The organism is Pseudomonas sp. TE31087 (genome assembly GCF_057284075.1).
Map to the genome: position 1 here is coordinate 2,659,038 of NZ_JBXVNN010000001.1, position 14,828 is coordinate 2,673,865.

The window sequence follows — 14,828 nt, forward strand, 5'->3', positions numbered from 1 at the left end:
GCGCGACAACCCGCCACACGACCCTCCGTCGCCTGCTCGTTGACTTGCCGGCGTGGCAAGCGCTCAGTAGGCGTTGGTCAACGACCCCTTCCTGACAGGACGACGCAATGACAAGACTCACGGTGCAATCCGGCGATTTCTTGCAAGGTGAAGGCGAGTATCGCAATGGAGCGCTCACTCTCAAGACCCCGCGCAGCCCCTCGCCCGGCGAGCGCATTTCGCTGGCGCGGATCAAGGACCTGAAGCTGGCCAACCTCGAATCGACCCGCAGCCTCGGTGGCGCCCTGGGCTGGGGCGTGGCCGGTGCCCTGGTGGCCGGCCCGGTCGGCCTGCTGGCTGGCCTGCTGCTGGGCGGCAAGGAGGAGGAAGTCACCTTCCTCGCCACCTTCAAGGATGGCCGCAAGCTGCTGGCCATCACCGACGGCAAGACCTGGTCGAAGATCGACGACAACTGGCGCCGGCACCAGCGGCCGGCGGCGGCCTGAATCAACGGCCGCTTCGTTCGTTCTGACATTACAAGCCCGATTACCGGCAAGCCGGCTCCAACAGGGGCAGATGCATCTGTAGGAGATCACACAGCCTTCCGGGCTGCGCTGTCGCGCAGGGAACAAGGTTCCAGCGTGGGAGCGGCGGTGCGCCGATGCGACTTGCCCCGCGATCACCGGCGAAGCCGGTGCCAAACGCCGCATCGCGGGGCAAGCCCGCTCCCACGCTGCCCCAGTCAAATCAAAGAATTATGTTTTGTTCCATGAGAGCGGGCTTGCATCAGCCATACGAACGTTTCCCCTGAAACCTCGAATCCCTCCCCTGGCAGCCTGCTACCATGGCGCCCTTTTGCCTGCCCGACAGCTGCCGAGCGATAACGGCGCGTCCACTTTTCAAGGAGCCTTGCATGACCCCGCTTCGCCCCCGCCTGCCCCTTGGCCTGCTCGGCCTGGGCCTTGCCCTGCATACTGGCCAGGGCCTGGCCGAGGACAGCGTGACCCTGGCCCCGGTGCGCATCTCCGAGGTTCAGGACAACAGCGGCTACCAGGCACGCGAAGCCCAGGTCGGCGGCCTGCACAGCGCGCCGCTGCTCGACACCCCGGCCTCGGTCAGCGTGTTCAGCCGCCAGCTGCTGGACGACCGCCAGGTGCGCAAGCTGAGCGAGGTGCTGCAAAGCGATGCCTCGGTGGGCGAAAGCTACGCGCCGATCGGCTACTACGAGAACTTCAACGTGCGCGGCTTCGAGCTCAACGCCGCCAGCAGCTACCGGATCAACGGCCAGACCATCGCCGGCGAGCAGAACGTGGCGCTGGAGAACAAGCAGCAGGTGGAGCTGCTCAAGGGGCTGTCGGGGCTGCAGAGCGGCGTGTCGGAGCCCGGCGGGCTGGTCAACTATGTGACCAAGCGTGCCGAGGACGTACGCTCGGTCACGGTTTCGAGCAACGAGCAGGGCGAACGCTACCTGGCCACCGACCTGGGCGGCTGGTTCGGCGCCGAGCGCCAGTTCGGTCTGCGGGTCAACCTGGCCCACGAGGACATCCGCTCCTATGTCGACCACGCCGACGGCAAGCGGGATTTCGCCTCCCTGGCGCTCGACTGGCAGATCAACCCGAATGCCGTGCTGGAGCTGGACGCTGAATACCAGCACCGTGAGCAATATTCGGTACCAGGTTACCAACTGCTCGGCGGCAAGCAGTTGCCCCACAACGTCGACCCCAAGGATCACCTGGCCTGGCAGTCCTGGGCCAAGCCGGTGCAGAACGACTCGCTGAACCTGGGCGGGCGCTTCAAGTATCAGTTCAACGACAACTGGAACGGCACCTTGAGCGCTTCGCGCAGCAAGGTGGTGATCGACGACTACAGTGCCTTTGCCTGGGGTTCGAGCGAAGGTGCCTTCTTCGGCAGCAACGGCGACTACGACATCTACGATTTCCGCAGTCCCGACGACACCCGGCGGATCGACGAGGCACAGGCCACACTCGATGGACGCTTCGACGCCCTGGGCGTGAGCCATGAGCTGACCGTGGGTACCAGCGCGCAACGCCGCACGCTCGATCAGCGCCCGTACTACAACGAATGGATCGGCAGCGGCAATATCAACACCAATGCGCCAGCCTACGCACCTTCCGGCAAACCGATCGGCGCCAGCGAGCGCCGCCTCGACAGCCGCCAGTACGGCCTGTTCTTCAGCGACCGCATCACCTTCAACGAACACTGGCAGACGGTGATCGGTGCCCGGGAGGTCCGGCTGGACGAGAAGACCTGGAACGAGAATGGTGTCGCCGGACGGCATACCCAGCAGTACCAGTTGCTGCCCAATGCGGCACTGATCTACAAGCCGCAGTCCGATACCACGCTCTACGCCAGTTACTCGAAAGGCCTTTCCGCCGGCGGCACTGCGCCCTGGTTCGCCAGCAACGCCGCCGAAATCCTCGCCCCCACCCTGTCGCGCCAGCTCGAAGTCGGCATCAAGCGCGACTGGCAGGGCATGAGCTTCAGCGCGGCGCTGTTCCAGATCCGCCAGGCCTATCAATATGCCCGCCCCGACGGAACCCCAGCGCCGACCTACGTGCAGTCGGGCCAGCAGAAGAACACCGGCCTCGAACTCGGCGCCAGCGGCTGGGTGACCTCCAACCTGCAGATCCAGGCCAGCGCCGCAGCGATCCGCGCCCGCGTGCAGAACAGCGACACCGACGCCTACGAAGGTCACCAGGCAATCAACGTCCCGCGCCTGCGCGCGGCGCTGCAGGCCGACTACGCCCTGCCCGTGCCCGGCCTGGCCCTGCTCGGCGGCGCCCGCTACAGCGCCAGCAAGTACGCCAGCCACACGGGCGACGCCGAAGTTGGCGGCTATACCGTGTTCGATGTCGGCAGCCGCTACCGCACGACCATCGGCGGCTACGACACTGTGCTGCGCCTGACCGTGGACAACGTCTTCGACAAGCGCTACTGGCGCGACGTGGGCGACTACCTGGGCGACAACTACCTGTTCCAGGGGGCGCCGCGCACGGCACGCCTGTCGGCTTCCGTCAGTTTCTGACAGCGCCATCGCGGGGCAAGCCCGCTCTCATGGAAAAAACCGTAACTCATTGATTTAGCTAGGTCCTGTAGGAGCGGCTTTAGCCGCGAAGAATCCAACACGGTGCCTGGCACCGGCTCTGCCGGTGTTCGCGGCGGTGCGGCGGTCCGATAAACCCGCTCCCACAGGGAGCGCGGGCTACCCGCGAACTCCGCTCCCTGCGCGACAGCGCAGCCCCAAAGGGCTGGGCAATCTCTCATGGAACAAAACATAATTCTTTGATTTGACTGGGGCAGCGTGGGAGCGGGCTTGCCCCGTGATCAGGGCTTCAACAAAAACGCGAGACAAACAAAAAGCCCCCGAACCTTTCGATTCGGGGGCTTCTCGTAGAATGTGGCGGTGAAGAAGGGATTTGAACCCTTGATACGATTTCTCGTATACACACTTTCCAGGCGTGCTCCTTCGACCACTCGGACACTTCACCGTTTTCTCTTCAAGCTATTCAGCCTGTCGAGGCGCGCTAATTTAGTAGAAGCCTTTCCCTTTGGCAAGCATTTTTTTCAGAATTTTCATGCGCTTAAGCCAATCGACCGAAATACCGGGGCAATCAGGGCAATGCTGCCATTGTGCCCAGCGCTTTTCCCGCCCCTCGCGCCGCTGCCCCGATGGCACAAGGCACAAGCTCCCGCCGCTGACTGACCAGTCAGTCTTGGCGCTTTACCTGGCCGGTGCCGCTGGGTAACGTCACCGCCACGCCCTCCAAAGGACTCTGCCATGAGCGAGCTGATTACCTACCACGCCGAAGACGGCATCGCCACCCTGACCCTGAACAACGGCAAGGTCAACGCCATCTCCCCGGATGTCATCAAAGCCTTCAATGCCGCGCTCGACCGCGCCGTCGAGGACCGTGCGGTGGTGATCATCACCGGCCAGCCGGGCATCCTCTCCGGTGGCTACGACCTCAAGGTGATGACCGCTGGCCCCAAGGAGGCCGTCGGCCTGGTCACCGCCGGCTCCACCCTGGCCCGCCGCCTGCTGTCGCACCCGTTCCCGGTGATCGTCGCCTGCCCCGGCAATGCCGTGGCCAAGGGCGCCTTCCTGCTGCTGTCGGGTGACTACCGCATCGGGGTCGAAGGGCCCTTCAAGATTTGCCTGAACGAAGTGCAGATCGGCATGACCATGCACCATGCCGGTATCGAACTGGCCCGCGACCGCCTGGGCCGTGCGGCCTTCCAGCGCTCGGTGAACAATGCCGAGGTATTCGATCCGCAGGGCGCCCGTGAAGCCGGCTTCCTCGACAAGGTGGTGCCTGCCGAGCAGTTGCTGGAAACCGCCCTGGCCGCGGCCCGCGAAATGAAGAAACTGAACATGCTGGCGCACAAGAACACCAAGCTGAAGGTGCGCAAGGCGCTGCTGGAGGCGCTGGACGAGGCGATCCTGGCGGATCAGAACCACCTGGGCTGATTGCCGAGTCTACTTCTCTGTAGGAGCGGGCTTGTCCCGCGAACACCGGCGAAGCCGGTGGCACGCACCGCGTCGCTTGTGTTCGCGGGACAAGCCCGCTCCTACAAGGGCCTGCCTGACGCTTGTCGAGCATTTGCCCCTGACAGTGCACACCCGTACACTGCGCCGCGACTGTCCGGTGTGAGTCGTACCATGCTTTATATGCTTCGCATGCTCCTGTTGGCGCTGCACTTCCTGCTCGTGGGTGTCGTCGGTCTGGTGATCGGCCTGCTGCGTCCGTTCAACCCCGATAACAGCCGCCTGTTCGCCCGCCTGTACAGCGTGCCGGCCGCCTGGCTCATGCGCATCAAGGTCAAGGCCGAGGTCGGCCCGCTGTGGGACCAGCCCCCCGGCTGCGTGATCATCGCCAACCACCAATCCAACTACGACCTGTTCATCATCGGCCAGGTGGTGCCCCGCCGCACCGTGGCCATCGGCAAGAAGAGCCTGGGCTGGGTCCCGCTGTTCGGCCAGCTGTTCTGGCTGGGCGGCAATGTGCTGATCGACCGCAAGAACGCCTACCAGGCGCGCAAGGCCATGCAGACCACCACCCGGACCCTGCGCGACGACACCTCGATCTGGATCTTCCCCGAAGGCACGCGCAACCCCGGCGAGCAGTTGCTGGCGTTCAAGAAGGGCGCTTTCCACATGGCCATCGAGGCCGGCGTACCCATCGTGCCGGTGTGCGTCAGCCGCTACACCCAGCGCCTGGGCCTGAACAGCTGGCGCCAGCGCACCGTGGTCATTCGCTCGCTGGCCCCCATCGCCACCGCAGGCCTGACCCAGCAGGACCTGCCCGCGCTGATCGAGCAATGCCGCAGCCAGATGCAGCATTGCATCGACCATATGGAAAGCGAGCTCACCGCGCCCTGATCGGCGTGCGGACTTGCCCCGTGCCGCGACACAGCCCAAGCTGTGTAGCGTGTTCAATCGGATAAGCGGACAACCATGGGTCGAGTCGTCGCATCGGCGGTGTACAGCGCCGGCAGGAAGGTCACCAACATCAGCCTCGACGAGGGCGCCGAATGGGCGCGCAAGCCCGGGCACTTTGTCTGGATCGGCCTGGAAGAGCCCAACGCCGAGGAACTGGCCAACCTGCAGCGCCAGTTCGGCCTGCACGAGCTGGCCATCGAGGACGCCCTGGAGAAACACAGCCGGCCCAAGCTTGAGACCTTCGGCGACGCGCTGTTCATCGTCACCTACTCGCCGGTGCGCCACGAGGGAAAGCTCGAGTTCATCGAGACCCATATCTTCGCCGGCAACGGCTACATCATCACCTGCCGCAACGGTCACTCGAAGTCCTATGCCCTGGTGCGCCAGCGCTGCGAGGCGCGTCCGCTGCTGCTCGAGCACGGCGAGGACTTCGTGCTCTACGCCCTGCTGGATTTCGTCACCGAGAACTACCAGCCGGTGAGCGAGGCGATCCACGGCGAGATCGAGGAGCTGGAACAGAGCGTGCTGAGCAATTCGCTCAAGGAAGAGGACATCCAGCGCCTGCACAGCCTGCGCCGCGACATCCTGCGCCTGCGCCGCTACGTGGCGCCGATGGTGGAGATCAGCGAGGAACTGCAGCGCCTGAGCTTCCCGTTCATCGACAAGAACATGCGCCCGTACTTTCGCGACGTGCAAATCCATGTCACGCGGCAGATGGAAGACCTGGCCGGGATCCGCGACATCGCCAGCCAGACCATCGAGATCGGCATGCTGCTGGAGTCGTCACGGCAAAGCATCACCCAGCGCAAGTTCGCCGCCTGGGCGGCGATCCTGGCGTTTCCCACGGCGGTCGCCGGAATCTACGGGATGAACTTCGAGAACATGCCGGAGCTGGCATGGCGCTACGGTTACTTCGGCGTGCTGGGGGTGATCGCCCTGGGCTGTTCGGGGCTGTATTACAGCTTCAAGCGTTCGGGCTGGCTGTAACGCCAATCGCGGGCGAACCCGCGATTGAGGTCGATGCGGATCTCAGATCGCGCGGCTGCCGGACTGCTGGACGAAACGCAGCATCCACTCGCCCACCAGATCCCCCTGGTGCTCGGTGGCCAGGCTGGCCACCGCCTTCTCATAGACTTCATTACCCAGCGACGCCTGTCGCGCGTCGAGCAATGCCCGGGAGTAGTCATGGACGAACTCCGGGTGCCCCTGGAAGCACAGCACCTGGTCACGGATGTGGTAGGCGGCGTTCGGGCAGAAGTCACTGGAGGCGATCACCGTGGCCCCTTCGGGCAGCTCGGTGACCTGGTCCTGGTGGCTGATCAACAAGGTCAGCTCGGACACCTGCGGGTCCATCCACGGCGCATGGGCCGCCAGGCTGTAGCGGTGAACGCCCACGCCCCAGCCTTTGTCGGCGCGCTCGGCCTTGCCACCGAGGGTCAGTGCCAGTAGCTGGTGACCGAAACACACGCCCAACAGCTTCTCGCCACGTTCGTAGAGCTTGAGCAGGTAGGCCTTGAGCGTCTGGATCCACGGATCGTCGCCGAACGAGTCGGCCTTGCTGCCGGTCACCAGGTACGCATCGAAGCGTTCGCCGTCCGGGGGATAGTCGCCGTTCATCACGTTGTACACATCGAATTCGGCCGCGATCGGCTGACGCGAGAACAGCTGCTCGAACATCCTGCCGTAGCCCTGGTACTGCGCGATCAACTCCGCTCGCAGGACATCGGTCTCAAGGATGCAGATGCGTAACGACATAGGGGTAGTCCTGAACGACATGTGGGTGGGATTTGCTGTAGAGACTGACGCGAAAGGGCCGTACAAGCAAGTAGGATGTCCGGACGAACGGTAGGCCCTGTAACCCTTGGTAACCCCTGCCGCGCACTCGTCTAGCCTGAGCGTGCCAGCGGGGTGGCCAGTGGCCTTAATGCCATGAGGAATCGACATGAAAATTGTTAGAACAAAGGGTTCTGAAACAGGGATGACGCGGGCCCTACTGTTGGTTGTATATCCAGATATACGCGGCAAGCAGGAACGGCGTGCCATCACGCCGCTGCGATCGACCCGACGCTAGACAAGGAAGCCAAGGGTTATTCAGGAATAACAACAAGAAGGCGGTCCGCCATGTTCAGACAATCCAAGGTACGCCAAGCCGGCCTCATACTCTTCGCCACGACGCTGTTGCTGATCCTGCCGAACCTCACCCGGCTGTTCGGCTGAACGCGGCGGTGGCCTTTTCCGAGCACGCGTGGGTAATCTGCCGACCTTGATGGTTGGAGATCGTCCATGCGCCTGTGTCTTGCCCTGCTCTGCCTACTGCTCGCCCCGACATTGTCGGCGGCGCAGTTGAACCTCGAACTGGGCGGCGACAGCCGGCGCTGGAGCAGTGAACAGCTACTTGCCCATCCGCAGGCGCGAAACATCACCATCGAACAGGACGTGGCCTACAAGCGCACCTTGCATTACCGCGCCGTGCCCCTGGCGGTGCTGCTGCAGGGCGTGAACCCGAGCGATCACCTGCAGGCCGTGGCCCTCGATGGCTTCGCCGCCGAGATGCCCGCCGGGCCGCTGTTGCAGGCGGGCCCCGCGCAGGCCTGGCTGGCCATCGAAGACCCCAGCCACCCTTGGCCCGCGCTGAGCAAGGGCAAGCCAGGCGCCGGGCCGTTCTACCTGGTATGGACCCAACCCCAGGCCAGCGGTATTCGCCCGGAACAATGGCCGTATCAGATCGCCAGCATCCGCCGCCTGCCCCCGGTCGAGACGCGCTTCCCCGCCCTGCTGCCCGACCCGGCCGTGGCCGAGAACGACCCGGTGCGCCAGGGTTTTGCCCTGTTCCAGCAGAACTGCCTGGCCTGTCATCGCCTCAATGGCGCCGGCGACGCGCACCTGGGCCCGGACCTGAACCTGCCGCACAACCCCACCGAGTACTTTCAACCGGCCTACCTGCGCCAGTACATTCGCGACCCGCAGAGCCTGCGGCAGTGGCCGCAGGCGAAGATGCCCGGGTTTTCCACCCAGGTGCTGGATGAGCCGGCGCTCGATGCCGTGCTGGCGTACCTGAAGCATATGGCGGGGCGCAAAGCGCACTGATGCCCTTGCGGGCCTAGGCGATCGGCCTTTCCTGCTTGACGCCCCAACCCTCGACTTCGCCGCCGCAGGGCGAGACGACCTGTTCAAAGGCCTGTTCGAAGGCGCCGATACCGCCATGGGTGGCGTACATCACCTTGCTCAACTCCAGGTGCCAGGCGCCGTCGTCGCGCTCGCTCACCTGGGCGTTGAGCGATTCGCCACGAAACTGCCCCGCCGCCCGGCGGGCACCTGCCTCGCTGGGAAACACGGCGTAGAACTCGATGGGATGGATGCGGGTGAAATCGAAACCGCCAGCTTTCATCTGGCGCAGGACACTGCTGCTGATGTCGTCGTTCTGGCTGCTCATGAAACGTCCTCCTGCAAAGCAATGGATAGACTTTCCGTGCACAACGCACCTGCCTGGCACACAAGGAATGCCTGACAATACGAGCGGGATTGCAAGACGCGATGAAAACGGCGGCGGCCCGCAGAGAAGGCCGGCGCCTGACTTGAGCGTAGCGCCTGAGACAGCGCTACGCCAGAGACACCCGGTTCAGGGCGCTTCGCGAATGGTGGTGATGGTCACGCCGCTCTGTTCCTTGAGCCAGCGCGCCGTGGGGGAAAAGCTGCGGTCCTGGAAGTCGTTGAGGTCCAGTTCGTCCATGAGCGGGAACAGGCGCGAACGGATGGCGCGTGCGGCATCTTCCTCGCTGGGGCGCTGCTCGGCATTGAGCAACAGCGTTTGCGGCTCGCCTTTCTGGTCTGCAAAGCTGACTTCCCATGCTTTCATCGATCAGCCCTCGCTGGCGCAACGGTGAATGGAACGGCGTACTCACTTGACCATGGTGCAGGGATGAATGTTCAGCCGCATACATGAAACCGCATGAAAAAAGCCCGCCGGTTCAGGGCGGGCTTCATGGGGCAGGCGGCGGCCTTACTTCGGCGTGCCGTGGACGACACCAGCGGTGTTGTCCAGCAGGCTCTTGGTCGCGGTCTGGATATAGGCCTCGAGTTTCTTGAGCATTTCTGGTTGATCCGGGCTTTCGATCAGTTCGGCCTTGAACTCGCGGCCCAGCTGGTAGCGGTACATCCGCGGGGTCATGTCCTTGGACTCGATGAGAATGCGGTCGCCCTGCACCAGGCCGACGATCTGCTCGCTGCCCGACGGTTTGATCATGCCCACGCCCTGGTCGCCCTCAGGCAGGTTGAGCAAGTCGCGGCCCCAGCACTGGTGACGGGCCTGGCCCCCCAGGCGGCCCATGATGGTCGGCACGATGTCGACCTGGGTACCCACGGTGTGGTTGACCGCGCCGAACTTCTCCTGGATGCCCGGGGCGATCAGCAGCAGCGGCACGTTGAAGCGGCCCAGGTCGAGCTCGGTGACCTGCTGGTGGTTGCCGAAGCCATGGTCGCCGACGATGACGAACAGGGTGTCCTTGAAGTAAGGCTCCTTGCGGGCCTTCTCGAAGAACTGGCCCAGCGCCCAGTCGGAATAGCGCATGGCAGTCAGGTGCTCGTCCAGGCGGCCTTGCCCGGTGACCTTCTCCACCGGCAGGTCCTTGGGCAAGGCGTACGGCGTGTGGTTGGAGAGGGTCTGCAGCAGCGCGTAGATCGGCTTCTTGCCATCGTGCTTGGCCAGCTCTTCGTTGCCCCGGTTGAACATGTCCTGGTCGGACACGCCCCAGGTCGGGTCGGAGAACACCGGGTCGACGAAGTCGTTGCGGCCGATGAAGGTGGTCATGCCCTGGTTGCCGAAGAACCCGGACTGGTTGTCCCAGGCGAAGTCACCGTTGTAGACGTAGACATCGTCATAGTCGCGGGCACTGAGCAGCGCCGGCAGGCCGGACAGCTTGTGGCCGCCTTCCGGGGTCTGCATCAGGTACTCGAAGCCTGGCAGGTTGGGGAAGCAGGCCATGGTGGCGAACATGCCCTGGTGGGTATGGGTGCCGTTGGAGAAGAAGCGGTCGAACAGCAGACCCTCCTTGGCCAGCTTGTCGAAGTACGGGGTGATGTTGTTCGGGCTGCCCAGAGCGCCCACCGAGTGGCCGGCGAAGCTTTCCATGAGGATGACCACGACGTTCTTGACCGGCAGCGTGTTCGCCACCGGCGGCACGAAGTCGCGACGGATCGCGGCCTCGTCGGCATCGACCAGGGTGTCGTTGGCGGTCAGCAGCTGCTCGCGCACGGTCTGGGTGGCCAGCGGCTGCTCGAGTACCGGCTTCCAGATGTTGGCGCGGTCCTCGCCGAAGCGGCTCTTGGCGGCGTCGATCAGGGTCAGCGTGCCGTTCAGGCCCAGCTGGTTGACGAAGTTCGAGTCGGTGGTGAAGGCATCGCCCCAGCGCATCGGCGGGCCCTGGCGCAGGGTGCCGCGGGCGGCGACCACGGCCACCAGCAGTACGACCATGAACACTGCCAGGCGGCCATACCATGGCGCGAGCTTGCGGCTGCTGGCGGGCTGGACGCTTTGCTCGCCACGGGTCAGGCGATCGATGCCCTTGAACAGCAGGCTCAGCAGCCAGGTGCCGACCAACCAGGCCAGCAGGTAGCGAACCACCGGGAAGCCGTACCAGAGCATGCTCATGACGGTCTTGGGGTCTTCCTTGATGTACTGGAACACCAGGCCGTTCAGGCGCTGGTGGAACTCGCGGTAGAAGTCCATCTCCATCAGGCCGAGGAACATCACCACGCTCGAGGCGATGGTCAGCCAGAAGCGGAAGAAGCCACGGCGGGCCATCAGCCAGGGGCTGAGCAACGCCAGCAGCAACGGGATGCTGATGTACACCACCACCCGCAGGTCGAAGCGCAGGCCGTTGAGGAAGCCTTCGGCGACGGTCGAGTTCGGCGTGTCGCCGATCATGTCGCTGTTGTAGACCAGCAGCGCCAGGCGCACCAGGCTGAGCATCAGCATGATCACCAGGCCACTGAGCAATGTGTAGGCCAGGTGGGATTTCAGGGTCGGCGAGAACGAGCCTCGCACGCCCTGTTGCTTCAAGGCGTCCGTGTTAGCCATGAATGGAGAGGTCCTAGGATTGCGGTTTGCGGGAAGGCGAAGTCGCCGACAGCCTGGTGGTCGGGCCCTCGAAGGCGAGGTGAGACCAAGGCCGCATTGTGCGGCGCGGATTTTCAAAAATCGAGTGTGAAAATTTTGTCGAGAGCAACTATCGCTTACATAACCTGTAGGAGATTACACAGCCCTTACGGGCTGCGCTGTCGCGCAGGAAACAGAGTTCCAGCGTGGGAGCGGGCTTGCCCCGCGAACACCGGCGAAGCCGGTGCCATACACCGCATCGCGGGGCAAGCCCGCTCCCACGCTACCCAGTGAAATCAAAGAATTATGTTTTGTTCCATGAGAGCGGGCTTGCCCCGCGATCACCGGCGATGCCGGTGCCATAAACCGCATCGCGGGGCAAGCCCGCTCCCACGCCGTTCCGGTTGACTCAACTGAATCAACAAGCAAAGCCGGTGCCATGTCCCCATAGTCAGATCCGCACATTGCCCCGCGGCCCGGCGATTGCCCAGATGATCAGCCCCAGCACCGGCAGCAGCAGGATCAGCAGGATCCACAGCACCTTGCTGCCGACCTCGGCGCCGCTCTTGAGCACATTGAGAATGGCCCAGATATCCAGGGCCAGGATGATCAGACCGACCAGGCTGTTGAAGGTGGACCCCATGGCGCCGCTCCCGCACGGTAAATGTGTTCAAGAGCATAGCTGGCTATGGCCCCGATAGAAGGGAATCCTTGGCCGGGCGTACGGGTCAGTGGATAGACTGCTGTCATTCACTGCCCCGAGGTTCGCATGCCCCCTGCCCACACCCAAAGTGCCGTCCCCGACTCAATGCTCAGCGCCTGGCGGCAACAGGCCCTGGCCACGCCCTGGCTCAGCGCCGGCCTGGCCCTGAGCCTGCTGGCCGTCGCCGCGCTGTTGCTGGCGAGCCTGTGGAACGCGGTCAACGGTGACCACGCCGACAACCTGCACCTGGCCCTGCTCGGTGGGCTGTCGGGCTTCGGCGCCACCGCCCTGGGCGCGGTGCTGGCGGTGATCCTGCGCGACGTCAACGCCCGCACCCAGGATGTGATGCTGGGCTTTGCCGCCGGCATGATGCTCGCCGCCAGTTCGTTCTCGCTGATCCTGCCGGGCCTGGACGCCGCCCGCGAAATCACCGGCAACGGCCCGGCGGCGGCCTTCACCGTGGTCCTGGGCATGGGCCTCGGGGTGCTACTGATGCTCGGCCTGGACCGCTTCACCCCGCACGAGCATGAAAGCACCGGCCCTTGTGGCCCGCAGGCCGAGCGGGTCAGCCGGGTGTGGCTGTTCGTGCTGGCCATCACCCTGCACAACCTGCCCGAGGGCATGGCCATCGGTGTGAGCTTCGCCAACGGCGACATGAACATCGGCCTGCCGCTGACCAGCGCCATCGCCATCCAAGACATCCCCGAAGGCCTGGCCGTGGCCCTGGCCCTGCGCGCCACGGGGCTGTCGAACTTCAAGGCGATGATGGTGGCGATCGGTTCGGGCCTGATGGAGCCGCTGGGCGCGGTGATCGGCCTGGGCATTTCCACCGGCTTCGCCCTGGCCTACCCGATCAGCATGGGCCTGGCGGCGGGAGCGATGATCTTCGTGGTATCCCACGAGGTAATTCCGGAGACCCATCGCAATGGGCACCAGACCGCGGCGACGCTGGGGCTGATGGGCGGGTTCGCGGTGATGATGTTTCTCGATACCGCGCTGGGTTGAGGCACAAATCCTCAGGCCATCCGCAATCCCTGTGGGAGCGGCCTTGCGTCGCGATAGGGCTGCGCAGCAGCCCCCAGCAATTTTGATGGTGGCTCGGAATCTGGGGCCGCTTTGCGGCCCTTTCGCGACACAAGGCCGCTCCCACAGGGGATAATTCCCTGCGCGACAGCGTAGCCCGAAGGGCTGGGCGATCTCTTAAAGTGGAATCGTTGCTTAGACGTGCACCGCCACCTTCAGCGCCTCCAGCGCCGGCTCCACCTTGATGCCTACGGCCTCGCCCAACGCCAGCACACGGGCCAGGTCGTTCTGCCCCACCATCACCATCTGCAGCTCGTCATCGAGCAGTTGGCTGAAGTTCAACAGCACGTAACCCCCGGCCTCCTTGTTCAGCGCGCCCATCTGCACCTGGATGCGGTTGAGCGCGGTCAGCGCCTCGGTGCGCGCCAGCTGCTTGGACTTGAGGGTGAACGGCACGCTCTTGTCGAACGAGTCGCTGATCTGCTGGAACAGGTCCTGGTAGCTGTCGGCCTGGAACAGCACGGTATCGGGCAGGCTGCCGACCACCACCCATTCGCCCAGCGGGAACGGGAAGCTGTCGTCGTAGTTGATGTCCGGGTTGGCGGCGAGGAAGGCGGCGGGGTCGGCGTAGGCCTGGGCGGCCTCGGCGGCGATGCGCTCGATCTCCTCATCGCGCATGCAGCCGGCGCCGATGAGGCGGATGAGTTCGAGCAACTGGTCTTTCATGGGGGGCCCTGCGGGTTGACGTGAAAGGCGCCAAGGATAGCCGCAAACGCCCCCGAAGGGTTAGCCGGCCTTCGCCTCCAGGCGTGCGGCGGCATCCACCGCGCCCATGGTCCGCGCGGCCGCCAGCGCGGTGGCGCCGGCCGCGTCACGCCGTGCCGGATCGGCCCCCTGGGCCAGCAGGTAGTCGATGATCTCCAGGCGGTTGAACATCGCCGCCAGCATCAGCGCGGTGCGGCCGTCCGCGGCGGCGGCATCCACCGGCACGCCGTGCTCGAGCAGCAGGCGGATCATCGCCAGGTCGCCCTTGAAGGCAGCGCCGGCCATGGGCAACTGACCGTTGTCATTGGCGATCAGCGGATCGGCGCCATGGGCCAGCAGCACCCGCACGGCGTCGTGGTGGCCGTGGTAACTGGCCAGCATCAGCAAGGTGTCGCCCTTGTGGTTGCGCAGGTCGGCGGGCAGGCCACCATCGAGCAGTCGACCGAGCATGGTCGCGTCGCCGCGGCGGGCGCGCTCGAAGACCTCCTCGGCGAAGGCCGCGGTTTCTTCGGCGGTCATGGTGGCGGGCTGGTGATCGGACATCGGGAACCTCCTGGCATCTGGCAATGGGCCAAGTGTCCATCAGGCAGCGGCGAGCGGTCCAAGGTTCAGATTCTATCGGCGGCAGAGAGCCAGGCTATGACCGTGCAAAATGCACTGTGCAAAATGCACGGGCGTGCAGATTGCAATGCGAGACCTTATAAAATCAAATTCAAATAATTGAATTTAAAGGATTTTTTTAAAAGTAAAGGCTGGCACGGTCGCTGCAATCTTCAACTCAAGTCTGCCAGTACAACAGTCAG

14 protein-coding genes and 1 tRNA gene are annotated in these 14,828 nt (G+C 64.3%); 7 read left to right on the top strand and 8 right to left on the bottom strand.

What is annotated here, in order from left to right; translation table 11 throughout:
• Window positions 1-107 precede the first annotated feature (107 nt).
• Together ACZ899_RS11920 and ACZ899_RS11925 are read left to right on the top strand one after the other, a co-directional pair.
• Window positions 108-485, top strand: coding sequence for a hypothetical protein (locus tag ACZ899_RS11920; protein ID WP_186712839.1), 378 nt, complete (start codon window positions 108-110; stop codon window positions 483-485).
• Window positions 486-892: 407 nt separating this feature from the next.
• Window positions 893-3,025 carry a TonB-dependent siderophore receptor gene (locus ACZ899_RS11925; RefSeq protein WP_203647588.1) on the top strand — a complete coding sequence of 711 codons (2,133 nt, stop codon included), beginning with the start codon at window positions 893-895 and terminating at the stop codon, window positions 3,023-3,025.
• 373 nt (window positions 3,026-3,398) lie between these two features.
• Here ACZ899_RS11925 and ACZ899_RS11930 read toward each other — a convergent pair.
• Window positions 3,399-3,488: transfer RNA gene (locus tag ACZ899_RS11930), tRNA-Ser, on the bottom strand.
• A 290-nt stretch (window positions 3,489-3,778) separates the two neighbouring features.
• On the opposite strand from ACZ899_RS11930, the gene ACZ899_RS11935 reads away from it, so the two are divergent.
• The 3 genes from ACZ899_RS11935 (at window position 3,779) to ACZ899_RS11945 (ending at window position 6,427) form a co-directional block, all read left to right on the top strand.
• Window positions 3,779-4,468, top strand: coding sequence for a crotonase/enoyl-CoA hydratase family protein (locus ACZ899_RS11935; protein ID WP_234562521.1), 690 nt, complete (start codon window positions 3,779-3,781; stop codon window positions 4,466-4,468).
• Between the two features lie 192 nt (window positions 4,469-4,660).
• Window positions 4,661-5,380 carry a lysophospholipid acyltransferase family protein gene (locus ACZ899_RS11940; protein ID WP_203647590.1) on the top strand — a complete coding sequence of 240 codons (720 nt, stop codon included), beginning with the start codon at window positions 4,661-4,663 and terminating at the stop codon, window positions 5,378-5,380.
• Between the two features lie 75 nt (window positions 5,381-5,455).
• Window positions 5,456-6,427, top strand: a complete 972-nt coding sequence (locus ACZ899_RS11945; RefSeq protein WP_050704649.1) for a magnesium and cobalt transport protein CorA — start codon at window positions 5,456-5,458, stop codon at window positions 6,425-6,427.
• Between the two features lie 42 nt (window positions 6,428-6,469).
• Here the strand turns inward: ACZ899_RS11945 and ACZ899_RS11950 are convergent, their stop codons facing one another.
• Window positions 6,470-7,195 carry an amidotransferase gene (locus ACZ899_RS11950; RefSeq protein ID WP_234562520.1) on the bottom strand — a complete coding sequence of 242 codons (726 nt, stop codon included), beginning with the start codon at window positions 7,193-7,195 and terminating at the stop codon, window positions 6,470-6,472.
• Between the two features lie 528 nt (window positions 7,196-7,723).
• Here ACZ899_RS11950 and ACZ899_RS11955 point away from each other — a divergent pair.
• The gene (locus tag ACZ899_RS11955) at window positions 7,724-8,527 is read left to right on the top strand and encodes a c-type cytochrome (RefSeq protein WP_203647591.1); all 804 of its coding nucleotides are present in this window, start codon (window positions 7,724-7,726) and stop codon (window positions 8,525-8,527) included.
• 13 nt (window positions 8,528-8,540) lie between these two features.
• Here ACZ899_RS11955 and ACZ899_RS11960 read toward each other — a convergent pair whose 3' ends face one another.
• The 4 genes from ACZ899_RS11960 to ACZ899_RS11975 all read right to left on the bottom strand — a co-directional run bounded on the left by ACZ899_RS11960 (window position 8,541) and on the right by ACZ899_RS11975 (window position 12,177).
• Complete coding sequence (locus ACZ899_RS11960; RefSeq protein ID WP_234562519.1) at window positions 8,541-8,873, bottom strand: ribonuclease E inhibitor RraB; 333 nt, start codon at window positions 8,871-8,873, stop codon at window positions 8,541-8,543.
• A gap of 186 nt (window positions 8,874-9,059) precedes the next feature.
• Complete coding sequence (locus ACZ899_RS11965; RefSeq protein WP_110736624.1) at window positions 9,060-9,296, bottom strand: hypothetical protein; 237 nt, start codon at window positions 9,294-9,296, stop codon at window positions 9,060-9,062.
• Between the two features lie 144 nt (window positions 9,297-9,440).
• A complete protein-coding gene (locus ACZ899_RS11970) occupies window positions 9,441-11,516 on the bottom strand; it encodes an LTA synthase family protein (RefSeq protein WP_234562518.1) in 2,076 nt (691 codons plus the stop codon).
• 469 nt (window positions 11,517-11,985) lie between these two features.
• Window positions 11,986-12,177 carry a PLDc N-terminal domain-containing protein gene (locus tag ACZ899_RS11975; RefSeq protein ID WP_203647593.1) on the bottom strand — a complete coding sequence of 64 codons (192 nt, stop codon included), beginning with the start codon at window positions 12,175-12,177 and terminating at the stop codon, window positions 11,986-11,988.
• Window positions 12,178-12,303: 126 nt separating this feature from the next.
• On the opposite strand from ACZ899_RS11975, the gene ACZ899_RS11980 reads away from it, so the two are divergent.
• Window positions 12,304-13,242, top strand: a complete 939-nt coding sequence (locus tag ACZ899_RS11980; protein ID WP_234562871.1) for a ZIP family metal transporter — start codon at window positions 12,304-12,306, stop codon at window positions 13,240-13,242.
• 213 nt (window positions 13,243-13,455) lie between these two features.
• Here ACZ899_RS11980 and ACZ899_RS11985 read toward each other — a convergent pair whose 3' ends face one another.
• Both ACZ899_RS11985 and ACZ899_RS11990 read right to left on the bottom strand, forming a co-directional pair.
• Window positions 13,456-13,986 (bottom strand): hypothetical protein, encoded by a 531-nt coding sequence (locus ACZ899_RS11985; RefSeq protein WP_234562872.1) that lies wholly within the window; start codon window positions 13,984-13,986, stop codon window positions 13,456-13,458.
• Window positions 13,987-14,046: 60 nt separating this feature from the next.
• Window positions 14,047-14,568, bottom strand: a complete 522-nt coding sequence (locus ACZ899_RS11990; RefSeq protein ID WP_198742729.1) for an ankyrin repeat domain-containing protein — start codon at window positions 14,566-14,568, stop codon at window positions 14,047-14,049.
• Window positions 14,569-14,828 lie beyond the last annotated feature (260 nt).